Origin of the sequence: Paraburkholderia sp. EG287B (assembly GCF_040965595.1) — a bacterium.
Lineage (GTDB): Bacteria > Pseudomonadota > Gammaproteobacteria > Burkholderiales > Burkholderiaceae > Paraburkholderia.
This window is the reverse complement of the sequence record NZ_JBFRCG010000019.1, coordinates 103,942-125,372: the sequence shown is the minus strand read 5'-3', so window position 1 is coordinate 125,372 and position 21,431 is coordinate 103,942. Positions and strand designations below refer to the sequence as shown.

18 protein-coding genes and 1 pseudogene are annotated in these 21,431 nt (G+C 64.7%); 10 read left to right on the top strand and 9 right to left on the bottom strand.

Translation table 11 applies throughout. The annotated features are described in order from the left end of the window. Nucleotides 1-31 precede the first annotated feature (31 nt). From bamA to AB4Y40_RS31910, 3 genes are all read right to left on the bottom strand, one after another. Nucleotides 32-2,347 carry an outer membrane protein assembly factor BamA gene (gene bamA, locus AB4Y40_RS31920; RefSeq protein WP_368691267.1) on the bottom strand — a complete coding sequence of 772 codons (2,316 nt, stop codon included), beginning with the start codon at nucleotides 2,345-2,347 and terminating at the stop codon, nucleotides 32-34. Nucleotides 2,348-2,485: 138 nt separating this feature from the next. Beyond that, nucleotides 2,486-2,884, bottom strand: a complete 399-nt coding sequence (locus AB4Y40_RS31915; RefSeq protein ID WP_028205068.1) for a hypothetical protein — start codon at nucleotides 2,882-2,884, stop codon at nucleotides 2,486-2,488. A gap of 238 nt (nucleotides 2,885-3,122) precedes the next feature. Then, entirely contained in the window at nucleotides 3,123-3,869 is a 747-nt protein-coding gene (locus tag AB4Y40_RS31910; protein ID WP_368691266.1) for a hypothetical protein, read from the bottom strand. A 71-nt stretch (nucleotides 3,870-3,940) separates the two neighbouring features. On the opposite strand from AB4Y40_RS31910, the gene AB4Y40_RS31905 reads away from it, so the two are divergent. Next, nucleotides 3,941-4,996 (top strand): phytoene/squalene synthase family protein, encoded by a 1,056-nt coding sequence (locus AB4Y40_RS31905; protein ID WP_368691265.1) that lies wholly within the window; start codon nucleotides 3,941-3,943, stop codon nucleotides 4,994-4,996. A 63-nt stretch (nucleotides 4,997-5,059) separates the two neighbouring features. Here the strand turns inward: AB4Y40_RS31905 and mmsB are convergent, their stop codons facing one another. After that, entirely contained in the window at nucleotides 5,060-5,950 is an 891-nt protein-coding gene (gene mmsB / locus AB4Y40_RS31900) for a 3-hydroxyisobutyrate dehydrogenase (protein WP_368691264.1), read from the bottom strand. Between the two features lie 51 nt (nucleotides 5,951-6,001). Next, nucleotides 6,002-7,528, bottom strand: a complete 1,527-nt coding sequence (locus tag AB4Y40_RS31895) for a CoA-acylating methylmalonate-semialdehyde dehydrogenase (protein ID WP_368691263.1) — start codon at nucleotides 7,526-7,528, stop codon at nucleotides 6,002-6,004. Nucleotides 7,529-7,873: 345 nt separating this feature from the next. Here AB4Y40_RS31895 and AB4Y40_RS31890 point away from each other — a divergent pair, with 345 nt between their 5' ends. Then, a complete protein-coding gene (locus tag AB4Y40_RS31890; RefSeq protein ID WP_368691262.1) occupies nucleotides 7,874-8,827 on the top strand; it encodes a LysR family transcriptional regulator in 954 nt (317 codons plus the stop codon). Nucleotides 8,828-8,999: 172 nt separating this feature from the next. On the opposite strand, the gene AB4Y40_RS31885 is transcribed toward AB4Y40_RS31890, so the two are convergent. Continuing rightward, the gene (locus AB4Y40_RS31885) at nucleotides 9,000-9,398 is read right to left on the bottom strand and encodes a BON domain-containing protein (protein ID WP_368691261.1); all 399 of its coding nucleotides are present in this window, start codon (nucleotides 9,396-9,398) and stop codon (nucleotides 9,000-9,002) included. Nucleotides 9,399-9,878: 480 nt separating this feature from the next. Continuing rightward, entirely contained in the window at nucleotides 9,879-10,760 is an 882-nt protein-coding gene (locus tag AB4Y40_RS31880) for a LysR substrate-binding domain-containing protein (protein WP_368691260.1), read from the bottom strand. Nucleotides 10,761-10,867: 107 nt separating this feature from the next. Here AB4Y40_RS31880 and AB4Y40_RS31875 point away from each other — a divergent pair, with 107 nt between their 5' ends. The 7 genes from AB4Y40_RS31875 to AB4Y40_RS31845 all read left to right on the top strand — a co-directional run bounded on the left by AB4Y40_RS31875 (nucleotide 10,868) and on the right by AB4Y40_RS31845 (nucleotide 17,908). After that, complete coding sequence (locus AB4Y40_RS31875; protein ID WP_368691259.1) at nucleotides 10,868-12,115, top strand: MFS transporter; 1,248 nt, start codon at nucleotides 10,868-10,870, stop codon at nucleotides 12,113-12,115. Nucleotides 12,116-12,406: 291 nt separating this feature from the next. Further along, a complete protein-coding gene (locus AB4Y40_RS31870) occupies nucleotides 12,407-13,483 on the top strand; it encodes an ABC transporter substrate-binding protein (RefSeq protein WP_368691258.1) in 1,077 nt (358 codons plus the stop codon). Between the two features lie 21 nt (nucleotides 13,484-13,504). Continuing rightward, on the top strand, nucleotides 13,505-14,368 hold the full coding sequence (locus AB4Y40_RS31865; protein ID WP_368691257.1) for an ABC transporter permease: 864 nt from the start codon (nucleotides 13,505-13,507) through the stop codon (nucleotides 14,366-14,368). Between the two features lie 42 nt (nucleotides 14,369-14,410). Next, complete coding sequence (locus AB4Y40_RS31860) at nucleotides 14,411-15,244, top strand: ABC transporter permease (protein WP_368691256.1); 834 nt, start codon at nucleotides 14,411-14,413, stop codon at nucleotides 15,242-15,244. A 37-nt stretch (nucleotides 15,245-15,281) separates the two neighbouring features. Then, the gene (locus tag AB4Y40_RS31855) at nucleotides 15,282-16,115 is read left to right on the top strand and encodes an ABC transporter ATP-binding protein (RefSeq protein ID WP_368691255.1); all 834 of its coding nucleotides are present in this window, start codon (nucleotides 15,282-15,284) and stop codon (nucleotides 16,113-16,115) included. Between the two features lie 344 nt (nucleotides 16,116-16,459). Further along, a complete protein-coding gene (locus tag AB4Y40_RS31850; RefSeq protein ID WP_368691254.1) occupies nucleotides 16,460-17,161 on the top strand; it encodes a carbonic anhydrase in 702 nt (233 codons plus the stop codon). Between the two features lie 570 nt (nucleotides 17,162-17,731). After that, nucleotides 17,732-17,908 carry a hypothetical protein gene (locus AB4Y40_RS31845; protein WP_154677984.1) on the top strand — a complete coding sequence of 59 codons (177 nt, stop codon included), beginning with the start codon at nucleotides 17,732-17,734 and terminating at the stop codon, nucleotides 17,906-17,908. 27 nt (nucleotides 17,909-17,935) lie between these two features. Here the strand turns inward: AB4Y40_RS31845 and AB4Y40_RS31840 are convergent. Beyond that, nucleotides 17,936-18,569 (bottom strand): annotated as a pseudogene (locus AB4Y40_RS31840) (aldo/keto reductase). Between the two features lie 288 nt (nucleotides 18,570-18,857). Between AB4Y40_RS31840 and AB4Y40_RS31835 the strand changes: the two are divergent. After that, the gene (locus AB4Y40_RS31835) at nucleotides 18,858-20,285 is read left to right on the top strand and encodes an MFS transporter (RefSeq protein WP_368691253.1); all 1,428 of its coding nucleotides are present in this window, start codon (nucleotides 18,858-18,860) and stop codon (nucleotides 20,283-20,285) included. Nucleotides 20,286-20,324: 39 nt separating this feature from the next. Here AB4Y40_RS31835 and AB4Y40_RS31830 read toward each other — a convergent pair whose 3' ends face one another. Then, nucleotides 20,325-21,347: a VTT domain-containing protein gene (locus AB4Y40_RS31830; protein ID WP_133184787.1), complete on the bottom strand. Its 1,023-nt coding sequence runs from the start codon at nucleotides 21,345-21,347 to the stop codon at nucleotides 20,325-20,327. Nucleotides 21,348-21,431 lie beyond the last annotated feature (84 nt).

Genomic DNA, 21,431 nt, shown 5'->3' with positions numbered 1-21,431 from the left:
GTTTGGGCCGCAAAAAACACAGCAAAAAAACTCAGAACGAAGTCCCAATCTGAAACTGAAACTTCTGATACTGATCACCGGCGTGCCTGACGATCGGGAACCCCAGATCAAGCTTGAGCGGTCCAATCGGCGAGATCCATTCAAGCCCCGCGCCATAGCTGTAACGCAAGCCATTCGCCCCGGTGCTGCTGCCCTCCGTGCCCCACACATTACCGCCATCCACGAAAGTGAATACACGCAGCGTGCGGTCATAACCCGTGCCAGGCAGCGGAAACGTCAGCTCGATATTGCCCACCACCATCTTCGATCCGCCGATAGGATCGTTCGTCGTCGTATCGCGCGGCCCGAGCGAGCCCGACTCATAGCCGCGCACCGACCCGATCCCGCCCGCATAGTAGTTCTTGAAGATCGGATATGGCTTGCCGCCCAGTCCGTTGCCGTAGCCGCCCTGGAAGTTCAGCCCCAGCACGAAGCCGCGCGCGAACGAGTAGTAATACTGCATTTGCGCATCGCCCTTGTAGTACTGCGTGCCCGCCGGCGTGCCGTATTCGGCATTGGCCTGCGCGTAGTAGCCGCGGCTCGGCACCAGCGCGCTGTCGCGGTTGTCGCGCGACCAGCCCACGGTGAGCGGCACCGTGTTCGAGACGCGGCCGAAATCGTTCACGTAGTCCTTATAGGTCTGTGGCGTGTTGGCGTCGACATCAAGGCGGTCCTGCTCGACGCCGAGGCCGAAATACACCATGTCGGTCTCGGAGAACGGAATGCCGAACTTCATATCCGCGCCGTACGAAATGATCCGAAAGCTCGTGTCGTTCGTGCTCGAGTAGTAAAGCGGCTCGGTCGTGCGGTAATAGACGTCGGTAATGCGCTTGATGCCGTCCACCGTGAAATACGGATCGACCTGCGTGACCGAAAGCGTGCGGTACGTCGTGGCCGTATTTACGTTCAGCGAGAGGCTGTTGCCGGAGCCAAATACGTTGTCCTGCGAAATGCCCGCCGAGATGATCGGCCCTTCGCCCGATCCATAGCCGAGGCCTAGCGAAAGCGTGCCGGTGGGCTTCTCGGTCACCTTCACGTTCACGTCCACCTCGTCCGGCGTGCCTTCCACCGGCACCGTGGTCACGTCCACGTCGGTGAAGTAGCCAAGGCGGTTGATACGGTCTTTCGAAAGCGCGAGACGGTTCGAATCGAACCACGAGCTTTCGAGCTGGCGCATTTCGCGGCGCACGACTTCGTCGCGTGTGCGAGTATTGCCGGTGACGTTCACGCGCCGCACGTACACGCGGCGGCTCGGGTCCACCTGCAGCGTGAGCGCAACCGTGTGGTCCTTCTGGTCGATCTCCGGCAGCGCGTTCACGGTCGCGAACGCGTAGCCGTATTCGCCGAGCTTGTCGACGATCGCCTTGGTCGTGTCCTTGAGCTTTTGCGCCGAAAAACGCTGCCCCGGCTTGACGCCCACGAGCTTCTTCAACTCCGCCTCGCGGTCGAGCAGATTGCCGGCCATCTTCACGCTCGAGATCGTATAGGGCTCGCCCTCGTGAATCCCGATCGTCAGATACATGTCCTTCCTGTCGGGCGACAGCGAAACCTGCGTCGAATCGATATTGAACTCGAGATAGCCGCGGTCGAGATAGTACGAGCGCACGTTATCGAGGTCACCCGTGAGCTTTTCCTTCGAGTACAGGTCGTTCTTGGTGTACCACGAGAACCAGTTCGGCGTGGAAAGCTGCATTTCATCGAGCAGCGTGCCGCCGCTGAACGTGTTGTTGCCGATGAAATTGATCTGGCGGATCTTCGCGCTCGGCCCCTCGACCACGGAGAACAGCAGCCCGACGCGATTGCGGTCGATCGGCGTGACCGTCGTCGTGACTTCGGCCGCATAGTAGCCGCGCGTGAGGTACTGGCGCTTGAGTTCCTGCTCCGCCTTGTCGACGAGCGCCTTGTCGTAGCTCTGTCCCGGCGAGAGCCCGACCGACTTGAGCGCCTTCGTCAAGTTATCCTTATCGAATTCCTTGATGCCCGCGAAATCGATCGTGCCGATGGCGGCCCGCTCCTGAACCTGCACGATCACGGTGCCGCCCTGCGTGGAAATGCGCACGTCGCTGAAGAGGCTCGTCGCGTACAGCGTGCGAATGGCGTCGGAGGCCTTGTCGTCGGTAAAGGTCTCGCCCTGCTTGATCGGCAGATAGGCGAACACGGTGCCCGGCTCGATGCGCGTCAGCCCGTCGATGCGGATGTCCTGGACCACGAAGGGCTCGGTGGCGTGCGCCGCAGCGGTCACGCCGATGCCGAAGCCGGCGAGAGTCAGTGCGCGTGCATAGCGCGCCGTGGTAGTTGATGCCGTCATGCGGGAGGTCGAATGTGAAGCCAACGAAGGAGCCGTGAGAGTGCCGAATGCGCCATGACCGGCGCGAGACGCGCGCGGCCGGCATCCACGGATGCGGGGTGTACAACGGGTGCGCCAGGCGAGGCCGGCGCGCCACGCCTATTGCATGCTCGCGCGGCCAGGCAGGCGCATCTTCGCGAGCCCTGTTGCGAGCGAGAGCACCTCGGTCATGTGCACGGCCTGCGCGGGCTGCAGACGGAACGACAGTTCGGCGCCGCCGGGCAGACGAAAACTCACCACGAGATGCTGCACGTCGCCCGACTCGCGGCCAACCTCCCAGGCCTCACAAGGCATGGTGAATTTCACGCTAGCGGTCTTGTGGCGAATGCGCTCGGAGCGGCCAATCGCGTTGGAAAGTGCGGCGAGCAGTTCATGCATCACCGAGCAATGCAGCGCGACGCTATCCGGCTGATTGCCGTTCACCATCAGGTACTGGCCGTCCGCAGTCAGCTCGAAATCGCGCAGGGAATGAATGGCAAGAGCCGGGGACGAGGGCATGTGTGGCGCTCCGTTACAAAAGCATCGGCGGAGTCTAGTGCGCTGGGCGCGGTGTGGGCGTTACCCCTGCATTACAGGGATTACTTTCATCAATATTGCGCCGTGACTGAGTTCAGTCGTTTCGCACGCACCGATTTCTGCGTCACGCCAATACCGTGTGTGCATGCAGCGGCTTTCAATCTCCTCTCGCCTGCACACTGTCACCGCCATCGGGATAAATTTTTGGTAACCGTAGCGGTTACGTTCGCTTTCTATCGGCAAACACCGCGACGCTCGCCTGCACCGCGAGCGCCTGTAAGGGAAAGCAAGACAAAAGATCGGCGAAGGCACTCGCGCGTTCGATGCGCGCAAGCAGCAGCGCGGCTGCGTCGTCGCGCACGCAGCCGTGACGGTCGAGAAATTGGCCCCAAAGCGAAAGCGCACGCAGGCGGGCGACGGGCTGCGCGCTCGCAATATAGGCTGCGGGAAAGATGCGCCGGTAAGCGGGCACGTTGTAGAGCCAGGAAGTGCCGTGGACGAGCACGTTGCTCGACGCACGACCGCTTTCGCGCAGTTGCCCGCACAATTGATCGATCAAGCTCCGCAACTCGCCTTGCCGCGCGGCAAGTTGCCCGGCATCGAGCGGCGACATGCCGTTGTTGTCGGTTTGGGCATTGAAATGTAAACGCACCCCGCCATGCGGTTCCTGCGCGTAAGAGAAGCAGCCGACCGTGACGGTGACCTCAGGCGCCGACTGATGCGTTGGGCAGCACTGCAAGTAACGCCACGTCCACTCGCACTGCTCTGCAACGCTTGCGTGCTCATCGAGACCATCGACATAGGCGGCCCAGTGCGGGTGCGTGCGATCGAAGGTCCGCCCCGCGCCGAAGCGCACATATAGATTCGTACAGTCGAGCAACGCCGCCGCGAGCGGGATGTCCGCGAGGCGCGCCGCCGTGCGCGCGAAGCGCACCTGGAGGTCGTAAAACGCGCGTTCGGGTCTCAACGGGCCTCGTCTCCTTCGTCCACGATACAATGCGGCTGCGTCCGATCCGTCCCCCGCTGCCCCTATCCAACATGCAGAATACTATCCGGGCCTTCCTGTTGGGCCCGTTGCTCAAAGGCGTTTCCCGTTCGTTCTACCTCACGATGCGCGTGCTGCCCGCCGGCATGCGCGACCCCGTGGGCGAAGCCTATCTGCTCGCGCGCGCCGCCGACACCATTGCCGACACCGCGCTGATCCCGCCCGAGCGGCGGCTCGCCCTGCTGCTCGCGCTGCGCGAGCGCGTGAACGGCGCGACGAACCATGACACCCTGCTCGCCGATCTCGCAGGCGAGGTTGCGGGCCAGCAAACGCAATCGGACGAGAAGCTGCTGCTCGAATCGCTGGGCGGCGCGCTCGACGTGCTCGCGCAACTCGACGATGCCGACCGCCAGGCCGTGCGCGAGATCGTCACGACGCTCACCGAAGGCATGGAATTCGATCTACGCACGTTCCCCGACGAGCGCTCGGGCCAGGTGGCCGCGCTCAACACGTGGGACGAACTCGACCGCTACACGTATCTCGTGGCGGGCTGCGTAGGCGAGTTCTGGACGAAGATGACCTACATGCACCTGCCAGGCACGCTCGCGCCCTCGCTGGAACAAACCATGTACACGCGCGGCATCCGCTTCGGCAAGGCCTTGCAGATGGTGAACGTGCTGCGGGACTGCGGCAAGGATCTGCGCATCGGCCGCTGCTATCTGCCCGCTTCGATGCTGGCCCAGGCGGGGCTCAGCGCGCAGGACCTGCTGCAGCCAGGCGCCTCGGCGCGCGCACGGCCGATCATGCTCGAACTCGTGCGCATCGCGCTCGATCATTTCCGCGCGGCCATCGACTATACGTTCGCGCTGCCGCGCCTTTCGGTCCGTCTGCGCCTCGCCTGCCTGTGGCCCATTCTCATCGGCCTCGAAACGCTCGAACGCCTCGTCGACAACGACGACTGGCTCGATCCCGCGAAGACCTCGAAGGTCACGCGCAACGATGTCTATCGCATTCTTGCCTGCTCCACCGCGCTCGCGCCGTCGAATGCGCTGCTCGGCGTCTGGTTCAAGCGGCTCTTCGCGCGCATCGAGGCGCGTATCAAGGCCTAAAAAGTCCGGTCGAAAAAAAAGCGCGCTTCGCAGCGCGCCTTTCGCGACTCGAACCAACGCGCCTCAACCTTTCTCTGCGCGATACAGCTTGATGATCGCCGAGAAGTCGAGCTTGCCGTCGCCGTGGCTGCTCATGGCCTGATAGAGCTGCTGCGCAAGCGCCCCCATGTACGCGGGCTGGTGCACGCCTTTGGCAGCGTCGGTGGCGAGACCCAGGTCCTTGAGCATGAGGTCGGTGCCGAAGCCGCCCGTGTAGCCGCGCGAAGAAGGCGCCGTCTCGATCACGCCCGGATACGGGTTGTACGTATCCGAACTCCAGCAGCGGCCCGTGGACGTGTTCATGATGCCGCCCAGCACGTTCGGGTCGATGCCGAGCGCCTCGCCCAGCGCCATCGCTTCGGCCACGCCCGCCATCGTGATGCCGAGCACGAGGTTGTTGCAGATCTTCGCCACCTGCCCCGTGCCCGTCTCGCCGCAATGGACGATGTTCTTGCCCATGCCCGAGAGCACCGGCTTCACGCTCTCGTAGTGCGCGGCGCTGCCGCCCACCATGAACGTGAGCGTGCCCGCCGCCGCGCCGCCCGTGCCGCCCGACACCGGCGCATCGACGAACGCGTTCCCCTGCGCCTCGGCCAGCTTCGCGAACTCCTTGACGCTCGCAGGATCGATCGTGCTCGAATCGATGATCGTCACGCCCTTCGCGATGCCCGCCAGCACGCCGTCTTCCGCCGTGAGCACGCTGCGCACGTGCGCCGCGGCGGGCAGCATCGTGATGACCCACTCCGCGCCGCTTGCCGCCGTCTTCGCCGATGCGGCCCGCTGCGCGCCGGCCTCGGCGAGCGTTTGCATCGCGCTCGCGCTCAAGTCGAACACCGTCACCGTATGTCCCGCCTTGAGCAGGTTGAGCGCCATCGGCGCGCCCATGTGGCCCAGCCCGACAAATCCGATTTTCATGAGCCTTTCCCCCTTATTGTTCAGTACTGCATGTTGATGCCGGGCAGCGCATCAGCGCAGGCTGATCGTCGTGTTCGCGCCGTCGCTCACGGTCGCGTCGTCGAACCAGCGCGCGGTGACCGTCTTGGTCTGCGTGTAGAACTGCACGACCTGCTTGCCGTACGGGCCCAGGTCGCCGAGCTTCGAGCCGCGCGAACCGGTGAAGCTGAAATAAGGCACCGGCACCGGAATCGGAATGTTGATGCCGACCTGGCCAATGTCGATCTCGCTCTGGAACTTGCGCGCCGCCGCGCCGCTCTGCGTGAAGAGGCCCACGCCGTTGCCGAACGGATTCGCATTGACGATGGCGATCGCTTCATCGAGCGTCTTCGCCGAGAGCACCACGAGCACCGGCCCGAAGATCTCTTTCGTGTAGATGTCCATGTCGGTCTTCACGTTCGTGAACACCGTGGGGCCGACGAAGTTGCCGTTCTCGTAACCCGCCACCTTCACGTCGCGGCCATCCAGCGCGAGCGTTGCGCCCTGCTTCACGCCCGAGTCGATCAGACCGAGAATGCGCGTCTTCGCGGCGCGCGAAACGACTGGTCCGACGTCGGTCTTCGCCTCATGGCCCGCATTGACCTTGAGCGTCTTCGCCTTTTCCACCAGCTCGTCCACCCATTGCTGCGCGGCGCCCACGAACACGGCCACCGAAGTCGCCATGCAGCGCTGACCGGCCGCGCCGAACGCCGCGCCGACCAGCGCATTGAGCGCCTGCTCGCGATTCGCATCGGGCAGCACGACAGCGTGGTTCTTCGCGCCCATCATCGACTGCACGCGCTTGCCGTGCTCGCTGCCCAGACGATAGACGTGCGTGCCCACGGCCGTCGAGCCGACGAACGAAATCGCCTTCACGAGGTCGTGCGTGCAGATGGCATCGACGACTTCCTTGCCGCCGTGCACGACGTTGAGCACGCCCTTGGGAATACCGGCTTCGATGGCGAGTTCGACGAGCTGCATGGTCGAGAGCGGGTCCTGCTCCGAAGGCTTGAGCACGAATGTATTGCCGCAAACGATCGCCATCGGGAACATCCACAGCGGAATCATCGCGGGGAAGTTGAACGGCGTGATGCCGGCGCACACGCCTAGCGGCTGCTGCAGCGTATAGGTGTCCACGCCGCCCGCCACGTTCTCGGCGAAACCGCCTTGCTGCAGCGTGCCGATCGAGCAGGCGTGCTCGACCACTTCGAGGCCGCGGAAAATGTCGCCCTCGGCGTCGGGCAGCGTCTTGCCCTGCTCGGCGGTGAGCGTCTGCGCGATGCGCGGCATATGCTCGCGAATCAAGGCCTGCAGTTTGAGCATGATGCGCAGGCGCGCGCCGAGCGGCGTGTTCTTCCACGTGGCGAACGCGGCGTGCGCGGCCTTCACGGCCTGGTCCACTTCCTCGACGGTCGCGAACGGCACACGCGCGAGCACTTCCTGCGTGGCCGGATTGACGATGTCGCGCCATTCCTTCGTTTTCGATTCGACGAACTCGCCGTCGATGAGCAGCTTGACGGTCGAAGCTTGCGCGTTGGATGCCTGGGTCACTGCGTTCATCGTGAACTCTCCCTGATGGATTCGAACGGGCCGGCCGTGGCCGGATATAGCGAAAGCTGTGGAACCAGCGAAATCTTCAATCGCAGCACGCGCGCAAGCACGCTGTGCAGATGCGAGCGGTCATGTCGAGCGTGCCGGGAATGGAGCTGGGCGCGGTAAAGGAGAGTCCTGCTGAGCACGGGCGCGCCGGCGTGCATGCCTGCGGCGCCCGCGCCGGGAGCGACTGCATTTGCATCGTCTGTCTCCATCCTTGTTGTGTTGCGACCGTGGCTGTTTCAGTCGCGTTCTTCAACGAGTATAGTTATTCGAATATCCACGGCATAGAGATGAAAAAGCCCATCCGATATGCAAAAAAACACAACGAGTAGCATGGAGACACTGAACTGGGACGATCTGCGCTACTTCCTGGAAGTCGCTCGCACGCAGCGTGCGAGCGGCGCCGCGAAACGCCTGGGCGTCGACCACACCACGGTTGCGCGCCGGGTGCGCGAGCTGGAGGCGGCGCTAGGCACCGTCCTGTTCGACAAATCGCGCTCGGGCGGCTTCGTGCTGACGGCCGAAGGCCAGCGCCTGCTGGCCTACGCGGACGCCGTGGAAACCACGGTTCAATCGGCCAGCGAGCAGTTCGCGATCGGCGCGCAGTCGCTCTCCGGCCATGTGCGCGTGGGTTCGACGGAGGGTTTCGGCTGCTTCTTTCTTGCCCCGCAGTTGGCGCGCTTCACGGGCCAGCATCCCGACATGTCGATCGACCTCTTGCCGGTGCCGCATTTCGTGAGCCTTTCGAAGCGCGAGGCCGACCTCGCGATCATGCTGGAGCGCCCCGAGCGCGGACAGTACGTCTACACGAAGCTATGCGACTACCGCTTGCGCCTGTACGGCACGCCGGCCTATCTCGAGCGCCACGCGCGCATACGCACGCCCGCCGACTTGCGCAATCACGCCTTCATCAGCTATGTCGCCGATCTGGCGTTCAGCCATGAGCTGCTCTACCTCGAACGCACGGCGCCGAACGTGACCGCGAACCTGTGCAGCACCAGCGTGATCGCGCAATACCATGCTGCGCTGCAGGGCAGCGCGCTCGCGATCCTGCCTTGCTTCATGGCCGAGCCCGACCCGCGCCTCGTGCCGATCCTGCCCGACGAAGTCATGGTGACGCGGCGCTTCTGGCTGTGCAGCCGCGAGGACCTGCGCAAGTTGCGGCGCATCACGTCGCTCTGGGACTACCTGCGCGCGGCCGCCGACGCCAATCGCGCGCTGCTGATGGGCGAATCGCCGGAAATGCATTACGTCGAGCCGTGAACGCAACGCGCTTGACGGCATAACGCTTCACCGTTTCGCCAGGCAATAAAAAAAGCCGCACATGCAGTCCACGAACGGGACTGCATGTGCGGCCTTCAGGAAGGAAGACACCCGCTCCGGCGTCGCCGCCCGCACCTCGAAGGGCGATGGACGCGCGCCGGCTAGCCGATGCTCAGGTCCCAACCGGGCGGATGGTCAGCGCGTTGCGCACCGAGGTCACGCCTTCGACGCCCTTGGCGACATCGCCAGCGCGCTGGATCTGCGACGCATCGGGCACGGTGCCTTGCAGCGTGACGGCGCCGTCTTTCGCACGCACGGTGATGTTGGAGACGCTCACGTTCTTTTCACGCGCCAGCGCCGCACGGACCTTGCGGCCGAGCGCGCGGTTCGCTGCGCGTGCCTGACGCAGTGCTGCCTTCGATTGATTGACGTTGTGCTGGGCTGCGGCCGTCGGACCGCTGGCAGGGGCTTCTGCGGCCGCCGGGGCCGAAGCGTCCTGCGCGTAGACCTGGAACGAGGCCGCCACGAGTGCCGTGGCTGCGGCAAGCTTGAACATCTGAATAGCCTTCATGCAGTTTCTCCTGTTGTCAGTCTTATTGCAGGCCCAGGAATGGGCCGTTAACTACACCATTGACTACAAAACATTCACGCGCCAAGCGGCGATGGGGAGTAACAATACCGCAACTATTTCATTCTTGACACGAAGCGCGCCCAATCCGTGATTCCACGCCACACTTCCTGGCGCTTTCCGCAGACGAATACCGTTGATTGTCCAAATAGTGAAGCCATTGCGCAAGACCGCAATTGAATCGCTTCACAAGCCCGTTTACGGCCATTCACCGGCGTTTCACTGCCGTTCATAAACGTCCGGTGCCATGCTTTCAGCCATGATCCGCTCTGGTGCATGCGATATGAATACAATGACTAATCACGTAATCCAGATCGGGATTGAGCCGCTTTATTCAAACAGCAACGCGCATCACGCAAGCAGCGTTGACAATACGGTCGGCGGTTAACCCGAATACCCATTGCGCAATACGGGAGGCCGGCATCAATTGGCCAATTGCGCCTTTATCCATCGATAGAACTGCTGGATCGCCGCCTCGCGCGGATGCCCTTCGCGCCACGTGAAGTAATAGTCGAGCGAAGCGGGAATGCGGACCTGCCCCAACTGCACCAGCTCGCCGCGTTCGATGAATCCGCGCGCGAGCTGCAGGCGGGCCGTAGCCACCCCTTGCCCAGCCACCGTTGCCTGCAGCAGCAGGCCCGCGTCGTCGAACACCGGTCCGCGCTCCGGTTCGTCGCCGGCCACGCCCGCGGCTTCGAAGAAGTCGCGCCACGAGCGGCGCGAAAAACGCAGGAGCGGCATGCTCGCGAGATCTTCCATGCGAAAGTCGGGATGGCGTGCGAGCAAGGCCGGACTGCACACCGCAACGACCTGGTCGTCCAGCAGCTTGCGGATCTGGAAGCCGGGCTCGTCGACGCGCCGATGCCAAATGCCGATGTCGAAGGGATAGGGATCGGGCGGCGTCACGTCGGCGTGCATGCGCAGCGAGAGGTCGACCATGGGATGGCGGTCGTAGAAGTCGCCCAGGCGCGGAATCAGCCAGACAGAAGCGAAATCGGACATCACGCTCAGTTCCAGCCGCGTGACGCCGCTCACGCCGGGGCGCGTGGCGTCGAGCGCGTCGCGCAGGTCGTCGAGACTGCGGCGCACGCGCTCGGCCAGCTGTGCGCCCGCCGCCGTGGGGATCATGCGGCTGCCCGCGCGGCGGAACAGCTCGACGCCCAGTTCCGTTTCGAGCGCGCGCAGGTGATGGCTCACGGCGCTGTGCGTCAAATGTAATTCTTCCGCGGCACGGCTGAAACTGCGCCGCCGCGCAGCGGCTTCAAGGGCGCGCAGCGCCTGCAAAGGAGGGAGAGGTCGGGCCATGACGTCAAATTTTACTCACAATGCCGTCTGAAATCTCTCGCTGGCCTCACACAGGGCAATCGCCAATAATCGACAGCCAGGCATTCAATCCGCTTTCGCCCCCCAACATGACCTCACTCAGACTGCGCGTCTTCGCCGTATTCGCGCTCGGCTACTTCATTTCGTACCTGTTTCGCGGCGTCAATCTCGGCTTCGCACCGTTTCTCTCGCGTGAAATGGGCTTCACGGCAACCGATCTCGGCACGCTCACGAGCCTTTATTTCCTCGGCTTCGCGGGCGCGCAGATTCCTGGCGGCGTGCTGCTCGACCATTACGGCCCGCGCCGCGTCACCGCGTGCGTCATGCTCGTGGCGGCGGCGGGTGCGTTGATCTTCGGCGTCTCGCACAACATGGCCGCGATGATGGCGGGCCGGCTGCTGATCGGCGTGGGCGTATCGGTCTGCCTGGGCGGCGCGTTCAAGGCGACGGCGCAGCACTTTCCCGTCGCGCAGCTCACGCTCGTGAACGGCCTCGTGATGGCCGTGGGCGGCCTGGGCGGCGTGGCCGTGGGCGCCCCGCTCTCGTGGCTGCTCTCGATCGCGCCCTGGCGCGCGGTGAGCCTCGGGCTCGCGGCGCTCACGGTGCTCGTGGCCGCCATCATCTGGACTGGCGGGCCGCGCACGCGCGACACCCACCACCAGGCGAGCGTGCTCGAGCAGTTCAAGGGCACCGCGCACATCCTGTGCAGCCATGCATTCTGGAAGACCGCGACGTTCTCGGGCCTCACCCAGGCCGTGTTCTACGCCATGCAGTCGTTGTGGGTCGGCGCGTTTCTGCGCGACGTCGTGCCGGCCGGCACCGCCGATGTCGGTGCGCGCGCGGCCTCGCTCGTTTCCGTGCTGGGCGGCGCATTCATCGTCGGCAACATCGGCTTTGGCGCGCTCGCACGCAGCTTCGAGCGGCGCGGCGTGAGCGTCCAGCTCTTTTCCGGCGTCACGATGCTCGTTTTCGTGCTCGTGCAAGCCTTGCTCGCGGCGCGCGTGCCGCTTCCCGCGTCCCTGCTTTGGGCGGCTTACGGCGCGTTCGGCGGCACCGGCATCCTGACTTATGCCGTGCTCGCCGAATATTTCCCGCCGCGCTTGATCGGCCGTGTGAACACCACCTTCACGCTCGTCATCTTCATCGGCATCTTCCTTCTGCAGATCGCGATCGGCGCCGCGCTCGCGCACTGGCCGGCACTCGACGGCCACTACCCGGCGGTCGCGCATCAGACCGTGTGGGCTGTCCTCGTCGGGATGCAAGTGCTCTGCGCGGTGTGGTACTTCATGCCGTCACGGCGTGCCGCTGCCCCGCGCCACGCGGTGGAAACGCAATAAGGCGCGTTTTCGCGCACAGCGCACCGCGCCCGGCGCGCGGTGCGGCTTTGCGCTTCTGCTCACATCGATAGCACGATTTCTTCCTTCGGCACGGGCCGCGCTCCACTATCATGAAGCCGCCCTGCCATTCGCTTTCCCCATAGAACGCAGCGCCTTTGTCGAGAAATGCAAATCTCGAATCATTGGTTGTCCTGATCGGCATACCCGGAAAAGAATGACCCAACGGCAACGACAGCGAAGCAAGCTCGCCAGTCCGCGCACCCCGTTTCGTCACTCAAATCCGACCTGCCCATGCGTTCACATCGCGTTCTGCAGTATCTGCCCCGGTTTCTGATTTATGCAGCGCTTTCGTTCATCTCACTGCATGCCGCGGCCGAGAAGCCTGCCGTGATCCGCATCGGCGTCGCGCAGCAGGGCGCGGGCGACCCGCCCACGTTCGGCGGTTCGACCGCCGCCACGGTGCGCGGCCAGCAGTTGCTCGAAAAGGAGTTCGCCGCCGACGGCATCAAGGTCGAATGGCTCTTCTTCAAGGGCGCGGGCCCGGCAGTGAACGAAGCCATTGCCGACAATGCACTCGACTTCGCGTATCAAGGCGATCTGCCCTCGGTGCTCGCGCGCGCCAACGGTCTCAAGACTCGCATCCTGCTGGAGTCGGGCGTGCGTTCCGGCGTGAAGGTGGGTGTGCCCGCCGATTCGGACATCAAATCGATCAAGGACCTCAAGGACCGGCGCGTCGCCATTTTTCGCGGTACGAATCTGCAACTCGTGGCCGACAACGCGCTCGCTGAGAACCAGCTCGACGAGCGCGCGCTACGCGTGATCAATCTCGACACCGCAAGCTCTCTCGCGGCGCTCGCATCGAAAGGCATCGATGCTTCCGTGAACGACTATCACCTCTACCGGCTGCGCGATCAGGGGCTCGCTCGCATTGTCTACGAATCGCAGCATGATGGCCCGCAATTGACGCGCCAGGCGCATCTGCTCGTGCTCGACGGCTTCGAGAAAGTGCACCCCGACATCGTGCAGCGCGTGGTCAATGTCTTCGTGCAAGCGGCACAATGGTCGTCCGACGAAGCCAACCGCGACGCGCTCTTCAAGCTCTGGGCCAAAAGCGGCGTGAGCTATTCGTCCTGGCAAGCCGAATTCGGCGAGCAGCCGTTGAAGTACCGCAATTCGCCGTTGATCGATCCGTTCATCGTGGCGCGCTACAAAGCCGTTGCGCAGGACGCGCTGCGCCTGAAGCTGATCCGCCAGCCCGTGGACGTCGATTCGTGGTTCGAACCGCGCTATCTCGACAACGCGCTGCGCGCGCAAAAGCTCGAACACTACTGGACCCGTTACGACGCCGCCGGCAAGCCGCTTGGCTGAGCGCGCGAGAGGAGCCGCATCATGACGGAAACCGCGATCACGATTGCTTCGGACACGTCGCGTGCAGCAACACCGCGTATCGACACGACGAGCGCGCACGTGCGCTGGCGCAGCGTACTGCGCGCATGCGCGTGGCATCTCGCGCCCTGGCTGCTGCCTGCAATGCTGTATCTGCTATGGAGCATCGGATGCGCGCGTGGCTGGATCGCGCCGCAAATCCTGCCTGCGCCGCAGCGCGTTTATGAAACCTTCGTCGACCTCGCCCAGAGTGGCGAGCTTGCACGCAATACGCTGATCAGCCTGCAACGCGTACTGCTGGGCTTCGCAGGCGGCACCGCGCTCGGCTTCCTGATCGGCGGCGCGCTCGGGCTCTCCCACACGCTCGAAGCGTGGGTGCTGCCCAGCTTCAACGCGATCGTGCAGATTCCCGTGCTCGGCTGGCTGCCGTTTCTGCTGTTGCTCGTCGGCGTGGGCGAGCCACTCAAGTATCTGCTCATCGCTCACGCGGCGCTCGTGCCCGTCACGCTCAGCACCATGCAGGGCTTTCGGCAGACGCCCGCCGCACTGGACGAAGTCGCGCGCGTGTTCGCCTACACCCGCTGGCAACGCATCGTGAAGCTCGTGCTGCCCGCGGCGGTTCCGACGCTCGCTACCGGCGTGCGCCTGGCCTTCACGAAGGCGTGGCTCGCGCTGGTCGTGGTCGAGCTCGTGGCGTCGTCAGAGGGGCTCGGCTATCTGATCGTGTATGGCCGCCAGCTCTTTCAGCTCGATCTCGTGATGGCGTCGGTGGTCGTGGTGGGGGCGGTCGGCCTCGTCATCAATCGTCTGCTCGATGTGCTGGAGCGGCGTTTGCGGCGCGGCACACCTTCGGCGTTTCGCGGCTGAAGGCGCGTGATTGCCGCCATTGAGGACAAGGGAGAATTCGCCATGAAGATATCGTTTGCACGAGCGTCCGCGCGTCCCGATTGCGCCTGTGACGCGGCCACCGCAGCCCGGCCGCGACGAAGCGTCGATCTACGTGGCGCCGCCCTGCCCCTCGTCGCCATTGCGCTGTGGTGGGCCTTGAGCGCCTCGCATCTCGTGAAGAGCGGCCTGCTCGTGAGTCCCGCCGATGTGATTCGCACCGCTCACGAACAGATCGGGAGCGGCGCGTTGTTCCGCGCGCTTTCGGCGTCGCTCGCCCGCGAAGCCTGCGGGTTTGCCATCGGCGCAACGGCGGGGTTCCTGCTGGGCGGCGCGCTGGGGCTCTCGCGCATCGCCGCACGCGTCGTGGGGCCGAGCTTCGACACGTTCAAACAGATCTCGCTGTTCGCGTGGATTCCGCTGATTTCCGTATGGTTCGGGCTCGGCGACGCCGCCAAGGTGGTCTTCCTTTCGCTCGCGGCGCTGCTCCCGGTTGCCGCCCATACGTGTGACGGCATTCACGCCGTGCCGCGCCAATACGTCGAACTCGCGCAGGCGTTGCGCTATTCGCGCCTGCAGCTCGTGCGCTACGTATTGTTGCCGGCCGCGTTGCCCTCGATTTTTACGGGCCTCTATCTCGCGCTCATCTATTCGTGGCTGGCCACCCTCGGCGCGGAGTATCTGCTCGTTGCGGGCAGCGGCATCGGCAATCTTCTGATCGACGGCAGCGAGCAGTTCCGCATGGACCTCGTGCTGTTCGGCATCGTTGTCGTGGGCGCGATCGGCTGGGCGCTCAACGCGCTCGCGCGGCGAATTGAGCGAACGGTGCTGGCGCGGTTGCACATCACCGCCCAATGATCCGGACTGCAAATCAATAACCATGGGAGAAAAACCGATGAGCGCCACTGAACCCGCTGGACTCGACATTCTGCACGTGAGCAAGCGCTACGGCGCGGGCGAGTCCGCGCTCGTCGTGCTCGACGACGTGACGCTGCATGTCCGCCCCGGCGAATTCGTGAGCGTGCTCGGCGCGAGCGGATGCGGAAAATCCACCCTGCTGCGCCTGATCGCCGGCCTTGACGCGGGCTATAGCGGCGCCATCATGATGCGCGGCGAACGTGTGGGCGACACCTCGCTCGAGCGCGGCATCGTGTTCCAGGATCATCGGCTGTTTCCCTGGCTCACGGCGGAACAGAACATCCTGGCGGCACTGCGCAACGCCCCGCTTTCCGCACGCGAAAAGCACGCAGCGGTGGCCGAGCACATCGCACTCGTGGGCCTGACGGGCTTCGAGCGGGCGTATCCGCATCAGCTCTCGGGCGGCATGGCGCAGCGCGTGGCGATCGCGCGCGGACTCGTCAATCGTCCGCGCGTGCTGCTGCTCGACGAACCCTTCGGCGCGCTCGACGCTCTCACGCGCAGCCGTCTGCAAAACGAACTGCTGCGCATCTGGGAACGCGAACGCATCACGATGATCCTCGTCACGCACGATGTCGACGAGGCGATCTACCTGGGCGAGCGTGTCGTGACGATGGCGCCGCGCCCCGGCCGCATTCGCCGCATCGTCGACGTGGCATTGCCGCGCCCGCGCGATCGCGCGGATCCGCGCTTCGTGCGACTGCGCGACGAGATACTCTCCGACTTCTCCGACGCCACGACACCGCCCGGCGACACGCTGTTACCCGACACCCCTGCCCAATCTTCAGGTCAATGGCGCATGGCGTGGTAAGCGCGCCGACCGACTGACTGGTCGGTCGCGCCTCCCCCCTCCTCATGATCCCGACACCACCGGCGACACCCGGATGTGCCAATTGCGCCCGGCGTGAGAAAATCTCTTTTCGAACGGAAACGCACGACGCGTCAGCGTCTTCGCAGCAGCCCGCTTTCCCGTAATTAGCCGTCTTTTCTACCGGTTTATCGACATATCCCGCCGATTCGACGATTGAGTACCGGGGAAACGGCTGTCCGGGGCAACGTGACGCGAAGTTTTCCGATCCGCAAGGGGTCGGCTCAGCGTAAACTCCCGCTGTTGCCATTCGATAGTGTCGATTCATGATCAAGAGAGAAACATCCATGCCAGACAACACCCACCCGCACGACGGTCACTCCGAGTCGTGCGGCTGCGACCTGTTACACCTGCTCGACGGCGTGGACGAATTCACTCATCACGTTTTCCCGGGCAACAAGGAGCTGTTCCACAGCCTCGCCCACAGCCAGGCGCCGCACACGCTTTTCATCACCTGTGCCGACTCGCGTGTTTCGCCGGAAATGATCACGCAGGCCAAGCCCGGCGACCTGTTCGTTTGCCGCAACATCGGCAATATCGTGCCGGCGTATGGCGAAATGCTCGGCGGCGTTTCGGCCGTCGTGGAGTTCGCGGTGCTCGCGCTCAACGTGAAGCAGATCGTGCTGTGCGGCCATACCGATTGTGGCGCGATGAAGGGGCTCGCATCGGGCGCGGAAGCCACGGCCGACATGCCCACCGTGCACGCGTGGCTGCGCAACGCGGAAGCCGCGCGCAGCGTGGTGAAGACCCGCGGTCTGGACGACGACCAGGTCGTTCAGGCGCTCGTGGAAGAAAACGTCCGCCTGCAGCTCACGCACCTGCGCACGCACCCCGCCGTGGCGGCGCGCGTGGCCCAGGGCCAGCTCGAACTGCAGGGCTGGGTCTATGACATCGGCCACGGCAAGGTCACCGTGCTGGACGAAGCACACGGCAAGTTCCTGTCGCTCGGCGAAGCGCGTGCGCGCCTGCGCAAGCGCGTCGAGGAATAATGGCCGGGCGCTGACGCGCCCACGCCTTCACGCTGGCTGTCAGGCTCACTTCAGGCCAGCGCCGGGGCGGCGGTTCACGCCGCCCCATCACTCTCCCCATATGCATTCCGCATGAATTGAAGTGCCTCCACAGCGTATTTCCGGTCTTGTCGCGCGACTTTCTCAATCTACGTAATAATTCTTTGCGAATTAGGGGTTTACCCTAGGAAAAAACCGGACTACACTCTCGGCCGTACTACATGCGGCGCCCTGTCGCACAAGAAGAAGAATTCCGGAGGTTGGTCGCTATGCAGCACGTTGCCCCGCCGTCGCATCACTTGTCTCATCCCGGCTTCAACCGCACTACCGGCGCATTGCGTCGTCCCACGCTTCGCTAGTTCAGCGCGCGTGTCCTGCCGTCGCGCACGCGCCGCGGCAGGCGAACTTGAAAGGCCCACTCCGCGTCATCGCCGTTTCACGCCGCCGCTCTCATGGCGGCAAACGGCGCGCGCCCTTGCGCGTATGGACGCCCGGTAATGGGCTTCGCACCCGTCACGGGCCGAGCGCCCGGTTACCGAAGGAGAAGCATCCATGGAGTCCGCGCAGAACCGTCAGTCGAAAGTCGAAGTGAAGTTGTTCCTGCACCCGGAAGATCATTACCGCGCGATGGCCGCCGCGAAGACCCTCAATCTCGCGGAGCGCGAGTTCTTCGCGCTGGCGCTGCATCTGGGCGCGACCCAGATCCTGCGCCAGACCGAAGCGGCTTGACGAAGCCTCAGCGGGCGAAGCAACCCGTCACACCGGTGACGGGTTGCGCTCGGCAAAACCCTCCTGGTGCCAGTAGGGATACACAGGCCGCACCGCGCTCGCGGCGTCGAGCTTCGCCACCTGCTCGGGCGTGAGGTTCCAGCCGACTGCGCCGAGGTTCTGGCGCAACTGCGCCTCGTCGCGCGCGCCGATCAGCACCGTCGCGACCGTCGGCCGCTGCAGCAGCCAGTTCAGCGCGATCTGCGGCACGGTCTTGCCGGTTTCCTGCGCGATCCCGTCGATGGCGTCGAGCACGCGAAAGAGGTATTCGTCCGGCACCGGCGGCCCCTGCTCCGCCGTCTTGTGTAGACGGCTCTTCTCCGGCAGCGGCTGGCCGCGCCGCGTCGAAGCGGAAGGTCGCCTTGGTCGAGATGATCGCCTTGTCGCGGCGCCCCTTGAGCGCTTCGCCGAGCACCGACTCCGACGCGCCGCTCGAATAGATATCGGCCGTGTCGAACATCGTCACGCCGGCGTCGAGGCAAATGTCGATGAGCTTGCGCGCTTCGGCGACATCGGTTGCGCCCCAGGCCTCGAAGAACTCGCCTTTGCCGCCGAACGTGCCGGTGCCGAAGCTCAGCACCGGCACCTTCATTCCGGACGCACCGAGAAAACGGTATTCCATTTTCCGATCCTCCTTTAGTCAAGGGGTTGACGATGAGTTGCCGACGGCGGACGAGTCTACGCGCTTCGATTCGGGCTTGCCGCGAAGGTCTCACGGCGAAGGGCTCGCAACGCCGCCGACCGCCGCGCGGCTGTACAGACGCGTTTGCCTGATGGAAACTGTCGCCTTTCGCCGCGGGCTTTGGGCTTCACTATCCGGTCCGCACTGTTCCGATCGGCACTCTCTCCGCTGCCCGCCCATGCTCCGTACCAGGATCAGATTGATTCGCCTCTGTCGCGTGGGGGCGCAATGACCGCTCCCGCGCAACGTTCCTCCGGCGTCGGCTGGCTGCCGTACCTCGTCGCCGCCACGTTCTTCATGGAGTACCTCGACACGACCGTGATCGCCACGGCGCTGCCGCAGATGGCGCGCTCGCTCGGCATCGGCCCGAATAGCCTGAGTCTCGGCGTGACCGCCTATATGCTCGCGCTCGCCATCTTCATTCCGGCCAGCGGCTGGGTGGCGGACCGCTGCGGCGCGCGCACCGTGTTCTTCAGCGCCGTGGTCACGTTCACGGTGGCGTCGGTGCTGTGCGGGATCTCGCAGAACGTCGACGAGTTCGTGGCCGCGCGCATTCTGCAAGGCATTGGCGGTGCGATGATGGTGCCGGTCGGGCGCATGATCGTCGTGCGCAGCACCGAGAAAAGCAAGCTCATGCAGGCGATCTCGACGATCACCTGGCCCGCCATCGCCGCACCCGTGGTGGGACCGCCGATCGGCGGTTTCATCACGACGTATGCGTCGTGGCGCTGGATCTTTCTGTTAAATGTGCCGTTCGGCATCGCCGTGCTCGCGGCCATCGCCGCCATCGTGCCGAACCTGCGCGGCGAACAGCGCCGGCCGCTCGACGTGGCGGGTCTCGTGCTGAGCGGCGCCGCGCTCACCGCCATCCTTTACGGCGCGGAACTCGCGAGCCAGGTCGGCCAGAATCCTTGGCGCGCAATGGCGCTCGTGGCGGCGGGCGTCGCGATTGGGGTCGTCGCGTTCGTGCATGCAAAACGTCATCCGCACCCGCTCGTCGATGTTTCCACGCTGAAGGTTCCGACCTTTTCCGTCACGATCGTGACCGGCTCGATCACGCGTATCGGCATCGGCGCGGCGCCGTATTTGATGCCGCTGATGTTCCAGATCGGCTTCGGTCTCTCGGCGTTCAAGTCCGGCCTGCTGCTGCTCGCGAGCGCGCTCGGCAATCTCGGCATGAAGGCGCTCACGACGCGCATTCTCGAACGCTGGGGCTTCCGGCTCGTTTCCGTCGTCGACGTCAGCGTCGCGGGCGTCTCGTTGATCGCGTGCGGCCTGCTCACGCCCGGCACGCCGCTCGCCATCGTGTTGATCGTCGTGTTCGTCTACGGCATGGCGCGCTCCATGCAGTTTTCGACCCTCGCCACGCTGGCCTACGCCGACGTCGCGCAGCCGCAAATGAGCGCGGCCAGCACGCTCTGGAGCGCGGCGGCGCAGATGACCATCGGCCTCGGCATTGCGTTCGGCGCGCTCGCGCTGCGCGTGGCCGCGAACCTGAACGGCGAAACCACGGGCCACGTGTTCACGCTCGACGATTTCCGGCTCGCCTTTCTCGCGGCCGGCGTGCTCACGCTGATTTCGGTGTGGGGTTATGCGCAGATGGCGCGCGATGCGGGACAGAACGTGGGCGGCGGCTCGCACAGGCAGCGCGCGTAGGTCACGCCGCGCGCCTGGCGACGCGCGGCGGAACTGCCGTTATTTGGAAAGGCTTGCCCGCACGGTGAATTCCGCTTCCTCGCCCGCCTCGAGTTCATCGGCATGGGCATGCGCCGCGTGGAACTCGTTGGACAGCGGCTCGACCGGATAACCGTGGCGCTCCCAGGCGTCGAGGCCGCCCCTGAGCGCGCGCGCGTGGTAGATGTGCTTGTTGCGCAACTGATCGACGATGCGCTTGGCCGTCGCCTCGTTCGGGCACACGCAGTACACGACGATTGGACGCCCGATCAGCTCGGGTGAGAGTTCTTCGCTCGAATCGAGATTCAGCGGACGCGCACCAGGAATCCGGTAGGCCTCCTTCGCGCGCACGGATTGCGGGCGCGCGTCGAGCACGATGGGCGGCGCGCTCGACTTCATCATCTCGTCGAGCTGATCGGGCGAAATGCGGTGCGTCGCCAGCCAGTGGCGGAACTGCATGCGCCGCAGCCAGCGCCAGGCGAGGAACAGCACGCCTGCCACGGCGAGCACGTCGAAAATCGTCATGCCGTTCGCGCGCACGAACGCCGCGAAGCGGACGATTTCCGCATGCAGCGCCGCGCCGCCGAGCAGCCAGGTGCCCGCCCACAACGCCGCGCCGACCGTGTCCCACAGCAGGAAGACGTGGACCGCCACCGTCGTCGTGCCGAGCAGCGGCGCGGAAATCAGGCCGAGCCCCGGAACGAACTTCGCCACGGCGAGAATAGGCGCGCCGTAGCGTTCGAATACGTTGCGCGCGATGCGGATCGTCGTGTCCAGCGACAGCGAAAACCGCACGAGCCCGTTGAGCAGACGCCGCCCGCGCTTGCGGCCCGCGGCGAACCACAGCGAATCCGCGAGCAGCGTGGCGATCACGGCCGCCGCCAGCAGGCTCCCGTAGGATGTCTCGCCGCTCGCCGCCATCGTGCCCGCAAGAATCAGCACCGGCGCGGCCGGCACCGGCACGCCCAGTTGCGTGACGAGTACGCTGAGAAAGACCGCTCCGGCGCCGAAATCGGGTGGAATCGCGGTGGGGAGCGTCAACATTTCGAGATAACCTGCGCGCAGGGATATTCAGGTAAGGAAACATGGCGCGCATACCGCGCCGGCCGAGGGTGGAGATTACCCCAA